The 9,500-nt window shown below is 43.8% G+C and carries 5 protein-coding genes, 1 tRNA gene and 1 pseudogene; 2 read left to right on the top strand and 5 right to left on the bottom strand.

All coding sequences use genetic code 11. From position 1 onward, the window contains the following. Nucleotides 1-1,824 (top strand): S8 family peptidase (locus LG34_RS11975; RefSeq protein ID WP_347486817.1); only part of this gene is annotated, 1,824 nt, incomplete at its 5' end. An 83-nt stretch (nt 1,825-1,907) separates the two neighbouring features. Here the strand turns inward: LG34_RS11975 and LG34_RS11970 are convergent. The 3 genes from LG34_RS11970 to LG34_RS11960 form a co-directional block, all read right to left on the bottom strand. After that, on the bottom strand, nt 1,908-4,376 hold the full coding sequence (locus LG34_RS11970; RefSeq protein ID WP_109216272.1) for a glycogen/starch/alpha-glucan phosphorylase: 2,469 nt from the start codon (nt 4,374-4,376) through the stop codon (nt 1,908-1,910). After that, nucleotides 4,376-7,534 carry an isoleucine--tRNA ligase gene (gene ileS, locus LG34_RS11965; protein WP_109216271.1) on the bottom strand — a complete coding sequence of 1,053 codons (3,159 nt, stop codon included), beginning with the start codon at nt 7,532-7,534 and terminating at the stop codon, nt 4,376-4,378. Before ileS ends, LG34_RS11970 begins: the two co-directional genes overlap by 1 nt. Nucleotides 7,535-7,991: 457 nt before the next feature. Further along, on the bottom strand, nt 7,992-8,174 hold the full coding sequence (locus tag LG34_RS11960) for a hypothetical protein (RefSeq protein ID WP_109216270.1): 183 nt from the start codon (nt 8,172-8,174) through the stop codon (nt 7,992-7,994). Here LG34_RS11960 and LG34_RS17510 point away from each other — a divergent pair. After that, nucleotides 8,152-8,416 (top strand): annotated as a pseudogene (locus tag LG34_RS17510) (transposase); the annotation flags it as partial. The gene LG34_RS11960 and the pseudogene LG34_RS17510 sit on opposite strands and share 23 nt — an antisense overlap. A gap of 359 nt (nt 8,417-8,775) precedes the next feature. Here the strand turns inward: LG34_RS17510 and LG34_RS11950 are convergent. After that, the gene (locus LG34_RS11950) at nt 8,776-9,189 is read right to left on the bottom strand and encodes a DUF4190 domain-containing protein (RefSeq protein ID WP_109216269.1); all 414 of its coding nucleotides are present in this window, start codon (nt 9,187-9,189) and stop codon (nt 8,776-8,778) included. Between the two features lie 176 nt (nt 9,190-9,365). Then, nucleotides 9,366-9,438: transfer RNA gene (locus tag LG34_RS11945), tRNA-Trp, on the bottom strand. Nucleotides 9,439-9,500 lie beyond the last annotated feature (62 nt).

The following is a 9,500-nucleotide window of genomic DNA, read 5'->3' as shown; positions in this document are numbered from 1 at the left end:
TTCACTCTCATGAACAATGAAAAATTAGAAAATCTCCTGAATCTGGCTCTCGATGCCACATCGGAAGAACGTGAAAAATCCTTAGAACTAAATGTTGGATATGATAACATCTCCCGCAACTGGGAAGTCATTGCAAAAGCCTCCGGTGGCTTTGACACCCTTCTGGAACTTTTTCCGCAGATTACGGTCAGACCATTACTGAACGGCTATGGTATTCTGACTGTCCCTGCAAATCTGTTGGATTCCTTATCGGAACGCCCGGAAATCGAATACATTGAAAAACCAAAACGGCTATTTTTTACCGTAAACACCGGTCGGTCAGCCTCCTGCATTACCCCTTTGCAAACCACTCAGCAGCCAAATCCAGAACGAAACAACCTCTTCGGCTCTGGCATCCTCATCGCCATCATCGACTCTGGCATTGACTACGCACATCCGGATTTCTGCAACGCAGACGGCACCACCCGGATCATCGAACTTTGGGATCAGAGCCTGGACCGTATTTTCACACAAGCTGAAATCAACGAAGCCCTGCAAGCTCCTTCATCCCAGGAACGTTACCAACTTGTCCCAAGCCGGGATCTGTCCGGTCACGGCACACACGTTGCCGGAATTGCCGCCGGAAACGGACGTGCATCAGGTGATCAATACCGCGGTGTTGCTCCGCAGAGTTCCCTTTTGATCGTAAAACTTGGCATTTCCGATCCAGATGGTTTTCCCCGCACTACCGAATTAATGCGTGCAGTGGATTATGTGCTACAAAAAGCATTTACGTTACAGATGCCCGTGGCAGTCAACTTAAGTTTCGGCAATAATTATGGTTCCCATGATGGTGCCAGTCTGTTGGAAACTTACCTTGATAATGTGTCTTCCTACTGGAAATCCTGCATTATCACCGGCACCGGAAATGAAGGTACTTCCCGAATTCATACTTCCGGAACTTTTCTGACAAATAATTCCAGAACGTCTGTTTCAGATACTTTCAGGGCACCTGCAGTGGATATTCCCAGAACACCTGCGACTGTTACTTCGGGGCAATTTTCCCCTGCTTCCATTCCTTTTTCCGTCAGCGACTACGAATCTGGTCTAAACCTTCAGCTCTGGAAATCCTACTCTGACGAAATCGAAATCACTCTGCGGCATCCAAACGGCACCGTCATCGGACCATTTCAGGAGCGGCTTGGCACCTATCGCTTTACCGTCGGAACGACCGAACTTCTGGTGTATTACGGAAAACCAAGCCCTTACAGCACCAGTCAGGAAATCTATCTGGATTTTATCCCCCGTGGAAGTTATATCGATGCAGGTCTCTGGGAACTAACCCTGAATCCCCGCCGTATCACCGCCGGCGGCTATGACCTCTGGTTTCCGGGACAATCCGTGATCGGCAATGGTACCGGCTTTCTGTATCCAACGGAAGACACCACCCTCACGATTCCCTCTACCGCTTCCAAAGTCATTTCAGTTGGTGCTTATAATGCCGCATTCAACAATTATGCACCATTTTCCGGACGTGGTTTTACCCGAATGGAACACCGCATCAAACCGGATCTGGCAGCGCCCGGTGTCAATATCATTTCTGCTGCACCCGGCGGCGGTTATACGTCAAAAAGCGGTACTTCCATGGCAGCTCCCTTTGTCACCGGAAGCTGTGCACTGTTGATGGAATGGGGGATTTTGCGTGGCAACGATCCTTATCTCTACGGAGAAAAAGCAAAAGCATACCTGATTCGGGGCACAAAAAAACTGCCTGCCCTCACGGAATACCCCAATCCCTATATCGGGTGGGGCACTCTGTGTACAGCAGACAGCCTCCCTATTTAAGATGCACAGTGATTCTAAGTGGAATGTGTCAGCTTACACTGACCAGAATCACGCGCCAAGTTTCACCTACGCTCAACTTGATTCTACTGCTCTGTTACAGTTACTTTTACTTTGTCAAGATGCCAGATATCATCTACGTACTCCTGAATGGTTCTGTCAGAAGAGAATTTTCCAACATGAGCCACATTCAGCATAACAAGTTTTGCCCAGCCTTTCTCATCTCTGTAAGCTTTTTCTACGCGCTCCTGAGCTTCTGCATAAGAACGGAAGTCTTTCAGGCAGAAGTAAGTATCAGCATACTGTGTGCACTGAGTATTCAGCAGTGAGTTGTACAGATCACGGAACAGCTCTGTATCGTTTCCGGAATAGAATCCGTTGATGAGCTGCATCAGTACCTGACGGATCTCCTGATCCTGATTAAAGATATCCATCGGGTTGTAATCACGGTTCTGCTCATGTGCGATAACTTCGTCAGAACTCATACCAAAGATAAACATGTTCTCTTTTCCGACTTCCTCAGCCATCTCTACGTTTGCACCGTCCATAGTACCGATGGTTGCAGCACCGTTTAACATGAATTTCATGTTACCAGTTCCGGATGCCTCTTTACTTGCAGTAGAAATCTGCTCGCTGACATCAGCTGCTGCAAAAATCCACTCAGCGTTGGATACTTTGTAATCCTCAATAAATACAACTTTCAGTTTGTTGTCAATGCTTGCATCGTTGTTGATCACATCTGCTACGGAGTTAATCAGTTTGATGGTCAGTTTTGCATTTTTGTAACCTGCAGCTGCTTTTGCACCAAAGATAAATGTTCTTGGATAGAACTCCATCTCCGGATGCTCTTTAATCTTGTTGTACAGATACATGACATGCAGAATGTTCATCAGCTGACGTTTGTACTCATGCAGACGTTTTACTTGTACATCAAAGATGGAACGCGGATCTACTTCGATACCGTTGTGCTCCTGGATGTATTTTGCCAGACGCAGTTTATTCTGGTATTTGATCTGCATGAATTCCTGCTGTGCTTTCGGATCATCTACGTATACAGCAAGTTTTTCCATATGACTTAAGTTTGTGATCCAGTCATTTCCGATCTTGTTTGTAACCCACTCAGCAAGTAACGGATTTCCATGATACAGGAAACGACGCTGTGTGATACCATTTGTCTTGTTATTGAATTTCTCCGGATATAACTCGTAGAAGTCTTTCAGTTCCTGATTTTTCAGGATTTCTGTATGCAGACGGGCAACACCGTTGACAGAGTATCCTGCTACGATTGCAAGATGTGCCATTTTTACCTGTCCGTCATGGATAATTGCCATTTTATCTTTTTTATACTGATTTCCCGGATATTCTTCTTCTACTTCCAGAAGGAATCTGCGGTTGATTTCTTCAACAATCTGGTAAATACGCGGAAGCAGGCGGGAGAAAATCTCGATTGGCCATTTCTCCAGAGCTTCTGCCATGATGGTGTGGTTGGTGTATGCACATGTTTTTGTTGTGATTGCCCATGCCTCATCCCATGTCAGACCTTCGTCATCCAGAAGAATTCTCATCAGCTCTGCAACTGCTACCGTCGGATGTGTATCGTTCATCTGGATCGTTACTTTTTCATAAAGTTTATGGATATCCGGATGATATTTTTTATAACGGGCTACGGCACGCTGCACACTCGCAGATACGAAGAAATACTGCTGTTTCAGACGCAGCTCTTTACCCTGAATATGGTTGTCGTTCGGGTACAGAACCTCTACCAGATTTCTTGCAAGGTTTTCCTGCTCAACGGCTTTTCTGTAATCACCTTTGTCAAAGGAATCCAGCTCGAAGCACTCCATCGGCTCAGCATCCCAGATCATCAGAGTGTTTACCATGTTGTTGTTGTAACCAACGATCGGCATATCGTACGGAACTGCCAGTACAGACTGATAATTTTTCTGAATGAATTTTGTACGTCCATTCTCAGCCGGCTCTGCCTGTACATAGCCGCCAAATTTGACTTCAAAAGAATGCTCCGGTCTGCGCAGCTCAAACGGATAACCGTTTTTCAGCCAGTTATCCGGCACTTCTACCTGATAACCATCTTTGATTTTCTGTTTGAACATACCATAGCGGTAACGGATTCCACAGCCGTATGCCGGATATCCCAGTGTTGCCAGAGATTCCATAAAGCATGCAGCCAGACGACCCAGACCACCATTTCCAAGTGCCGGATCCGGCTCCTGATCCTCAATCGTGTTCAGATCAAAACCAAGTTCATCCAATGCTTCTTTTACTTCCTGATATGCGGTCAGGTTAATCAGGTTGTTACCAAGAGCACGACCCATCAGGAACTCCATGGACATATAATAAACCATTTTCGGATCTTCCTTGTCAAAGGTCTGCTGAGTAGCAAGCCAGTTGTCAATGATGACATCTTTTACCGCATAGGATACCGCCTGGAAGACTTCCTGCTCGGAAGCCTCTGCCATGGTCTTGCGGTAAAGTGTCTTTACATTTTCTTTTACGCATTTGATGAATTCTTTTTTGTCAAATAAAATATTTTTCATTACTGTTTTTCCACTCCTAACTCAACTTTGTGACCGTTGATATTCCACTCTTTCTGGTAGCCTTCTAATGCGCCTTCTTTGATCTCTACAGCAAGTACTTCACTCTGGATCTGCTCCTTGTGTGCTGCAAATACATCACAGATTGTTTTCTCTGCTTTGAAGGAAAGGACGATCTTATCCATTACCTCAAATCCTGCCTCTTTACGCATTGTCTGTACCTTACTGATGATCTCACGGACAAAGCCTTCCTCAATCAGTTCCGGTGTTAATTTTGTATTCAGTACAACAGTGATGTCATTTCCTGTCTCGGTAGCAAAGCCTTCTGTCTGAGCTACGGAAATCAGTAAGTCTTCTTCTGTCAGAACGATGTTCTCGTCCACTTCAGATAAGGTGATGGAACCTTCTTTTTTCAGCTGTGCCATTGCTGCATGCCCGTCGATGTTTTCCAGAGCGGCTTTGATCTTGCCAAGGAATTTACCATATTTTGGTCCAACGGTACGAAGCTGTGGTTTGAAGCTGTAATTTGTATATGCGCTGACATCCTCGATGAAGCTTACTTTCTTGATATTCAGCTCATCTTCGATGATCTCAACGAAGAATTCCGGTACTTCAAACGGTGCTTTTACATACATATCGCCGATTGGCTGTCTGTTTTTGATATTTGCACCATTTCTTGCTGCACGACCAAGTACAACGATCTTCAGTACCTCTTCCATGTTTTTCTCAAGTTCCGGATTGATCATTGCCTCATCAACTACCGGGAAGTCACACAGATGGATACTTTCCGGAGCATCTTTGTCAATGCTTCTTACCAGGTTCTGGTAAATATCTTCTGTCATGAACGGGATCATCGGAGCTGCAGTCTTGCAGATGGTTACCAGTGCAGTATACAGTGTCATATACGCATTGATCTTATCCTGCTCCATGCCTTTTGCCCAGAAACGCTCACGGCTTCTTCTTACATACCAGTTACTCATATCATCTACGAAATCCTGCAGTGCTCTTGCAGCTTCCGGGATTCTGTAATTTCCAAGGTTGTCATCTACTGCTTTTACGGTAGAGTTCAGTTTGGAGAGCAGCCATTTATCCATAACGGATAATTTATCATACTCAAGTTTGTATTTTGTCGCATCAAACTCATCAATGTTTGCATACAGAACGAAGAATGCGTAAGTATTCCACAGAGTACCCATGAATTTACGCTGTCCTTCCATAACTGCTTTTCCATGGAAACGGTTCGGCAGCCACGGTGCTGAGTTGATGTAGAAATACCAGCGGATCGCATCTGCGCCATATTTCTGCAGTGCGTCAAACGGATCAACGGCATTTCCTTTGGATTTACTCATCTTCTGTCCGTTTTCATCCTGAACATGGCCCAGAACGATAACGTTCTCATATGGTGCTTTATTGAATAACAGTGTGGACTCTGCCATCAGGGAGTAGAACCATCCACGGGTCTGATCTACGGCCTCTGAAATGAACTGAGCCGGGAACTGCTGCTCAAATACTTCTTTATTTTCAAATGGATAATGATGCTGTGCAAACGGCATTGCTCCGGAATCAAACCAGCAGTCGATAACTTCCGGTACACGGTGCATATCTTTACCACAGTGCGGGCATTTGATGGTTACAGCATCGATATACGGACGGTGAAGTTCTACTTCTGCAGCCTTCGGATCTCCGCTCTTCTCAGCCAGCTCTGCGCGGCTTCCGATGGATTCCATATGACCACACTCACACTGCCATACGTTCAGCGGAGTTCCCCAGTAACGGTTACGGGAAATACCCCAGTCCTGAATGTTCTCCAGCCAGTCACCGAAACGTCCTTTTCCGATGGATTCCGGAATCCAGTTTACGGTAGCGTTGTTGCGAACCAGATCATCTTTGACTGCTGTCATTTTGATGAACCAGGATTCTCTTGCATAGTAGATCAGCGGAGTATCACATCTCCAGCAGTGTGGGTAGCTATGCTCAAATTTCGGTGCGTCAAAGAGCAGACCTTTTTCTTCCAGATCTTTTAATACCATCGGATCTGCTTTTTTTACAAATACACCTTCATACGGTGTCTCTTTTGTCATCTCACCTTTGCCGTTTACTAACTGAACAAACGGAAGGTCGTACTTACGTCCTACCTGTGCATCGTCCTCACCAAATGCAGGTGCAATGTGAACCACACCGGTACCATCGGTCAGTGTTACGTAATCTGCACAGGTTACATAGTAGCCTTTTTTATGCTGTTTCTCACAGATATCTACTGCACAGTCAAATAATGGCTCATACTCTTTGTACTCCAGATCTTTTCCTTTGTATGTCTCAAGTACTTCGTATGCTTTTGTGCCTGCCTCTTCATCGGCAAGTTTGCCAAGAACCGTATCAAGCAGTGCCTCTGCCATATAATAAGTATATCCGTCAGCGGCTTTTACTTTCACATAAGTCTCTGCCGGGTTTACACAGAGTGCCACGTTAGACGGCAGTGTCCACGGTGTTGTGGTCCATGCCAGGAAATATGCATCCTCGCCTTTTACTTTGAAACGAACCACTGCGGAACGTTCTTTGACGTCTTTGTATCCCTGTGCTACCTCATGGGAAGACAGCGGAGTACCACAACGCGGGCAGTAAGGAACGATTTTAAAACCTTTGTATAACAGGCCTTTGTCCCAGATTTTTTTCAATGCCCACCACTCGGACTCAATAAAGTTGTTGTCGTAGGTAACATATGGGTTATCCATATCAGCCCAGAAACCAACGGTTCCTGAGAAATCTTCCCACATACCTTTGTATTTCCATACGGACTCTTTACATTTTTTGATAAACGGGTCCAGACCATACTCTTCGATCTGCTCTTTTCCATCCAGACCAAGCATTTTCTCTACTTCCAGCTCAACCGGAAGTCCGTGGGTATCCCAACCGGCTTTTCTCGGAACCATTTTTCCTTTCATGGTCTGGTAACGCGGAATCATATCTTTGATAACACGTGTCAGCACGTGTCCGATATGTGGTTTACCATTTGCTGTCGGCGGTCCGTCATAAAAAGTATAAGTCTCGCCTTCCTTGCGGTTTTCCATACTTTTGCGGAAAATGTCGTTTTCTTTCCAGAATTCTTCTGTCTTTTTCTCACGATCCACAAAATTCAGATTCGTTGAAACTTTTTCGTACATTCTGTTCTCCTCATTTCATGTTTTAAATAGTATTATGATTCTCCCAGGAACGCTTTTACATTACAGTTTTTTCTCTGTAACAAAAAAGCCTTCGTCCCGAAAAGGACGAAAGCTTTTAGAAATCGTTTTAACCACCTGTTCGAAGTACGCGGCAGATGCGCCGGATACCAGTTCCCTGTAACGGAGGAAAATCCGTCAGCTCTTACTCTCATATAAAAGGTTTCAGAACTGCAACTCAGAAGTGATTTTCCACTGAACGGTACTGATACCGGTTTCCACCGTCCCGGCTCTCTGCGATGTTCCCAGTCAGCGTACTCTCTTCATCATAGTTTTTGCATTTTGAACATTTTTTAACAATGCAATTATAAGTATTCGCTTACCGGTTGTCAACCTTGTTTCAGCAAAAATGCTTCTTATTACATAGGATTGAAACGATTTTTACTTATTTTTATCATAATTACGCCTGTTCGATATAATCCTCTACTGTCTCCTGGATCATCTGCTGATTTTCTTTCTCTTCGGATTTCTGCTCCTGATTCCAGGATGCCAGTTCATACTGTGCACGCATTACATATGCTCCAAAAATGGATTTGTAACTGATCTGTTTCTCTGCCAATAACTGGGATGCAATTTCTCCCATTTTTAAGTTCTCTGCGACGGTCAGAAAGGTAATCTACACGACCAATGCCATTGAATCACTGAATTCTACTTACCGTAAATTAAACCGTCAGAGAAGCGTATTCCCGAGCGATACAGCTCTTTTAAAGGCTTTATACCTTGCTACATTTGAAGCAACGAAAAAAATGGACTACAACGATTCGGAACCGGGCACAGGTATATGGAGAATTAAGTATTATGTATGAGGGTCGCTTGCCCGAATAAGGAATTTAACGGCAGGTTAAGACAGGCGGATTTTTCGCCTGCTCTTGACATGCAAATTTATAGCTGATATATATAAAACAAGAGCGAACAGCTCACAAGATGAACAATTCGCTCTTACTTATCATAGAAGATTCTTATTTACAGACTTTTCTTCATAGTCTCATAAAGAAACTCGCTTTTATAAATATTGTAATGTGATACCTTTTACGATTTCTTCTAAAGTATTAATTATAATGCAAACTTCAAATGTCCTTTGACATTTGTTCTACTATTTTTACATACCCTCCAAAAAAGACATTCCGTTTTCCAACAGAATGTCTTTTTCTTTTCATCGCTCTATTCAGTTTTAACGAAACTTCTTATAATTCATTCAGCATCGTATCCCAGCCCGGTGTAGATATCACTGTAACACCCACTACGATCAGAATAATCGTAATCACAATGGAGATAATACCTAAAACAATACCAGCGATCGCCATACCTTTGTGGCTCTGATGTTTTGCTATATGAACAATACCAAAAATCAATGACAAAATGCCAGTAACGATGTTGATCATTGTACATGATAATACGATAGAAATAATTCCAAGTACCAGAGATGCGATTGCAAATCCTGCCGGCTCCTGCGGTGGAACATTTCTGTATGCATCCTGATACTGCTGCGTATATTGATCATTTACGCTCCCTGTATTCTGTGGCGGCGGTGTCTGTCCATACTGATATGGTTCCCCATATTGATACGGTTCCGTTTTTTTGTTTTCCTCGTCGTACATCCGTTTTCTCCTTTATCTCTGTTGTTTTTTACTATCATACACTAAATTACTCATTTTGAAAAGGCAGAAAACACAGATTCTTATTGCTCACAGAAGATTCTTGCACATTATTTCAAATATTTACTTTTACAGACAAAAAAACACTGAAAAGCATTTCTACTTTTCAGTGTTCACTACAGGGACAGAAGGACTCGAACCCTCGACATTTGGTTTTGGAGACCAACGTTCTACCAACTGAACTATATCCCTATATTAAATTGAAGATATATACCTTCAAAACTTCACACAGAAATCCGATTCATTTCAACCTT

The organism is Eubacterium ramulus (assembly GCF_003122485.1).
Classification (GTDB): domain Bacteria; phylum Bacillota; class Clostridia; order Lachnospirales; family Lachnospiraceae; genus Eubacterium_I; species Eubacterium_I ramulus_A.
The sequence above is the reverse complement of the archived record's forward strand: the minus strand, read 5'-3'. Positions and strand labels throughout refer to the sequence as shown.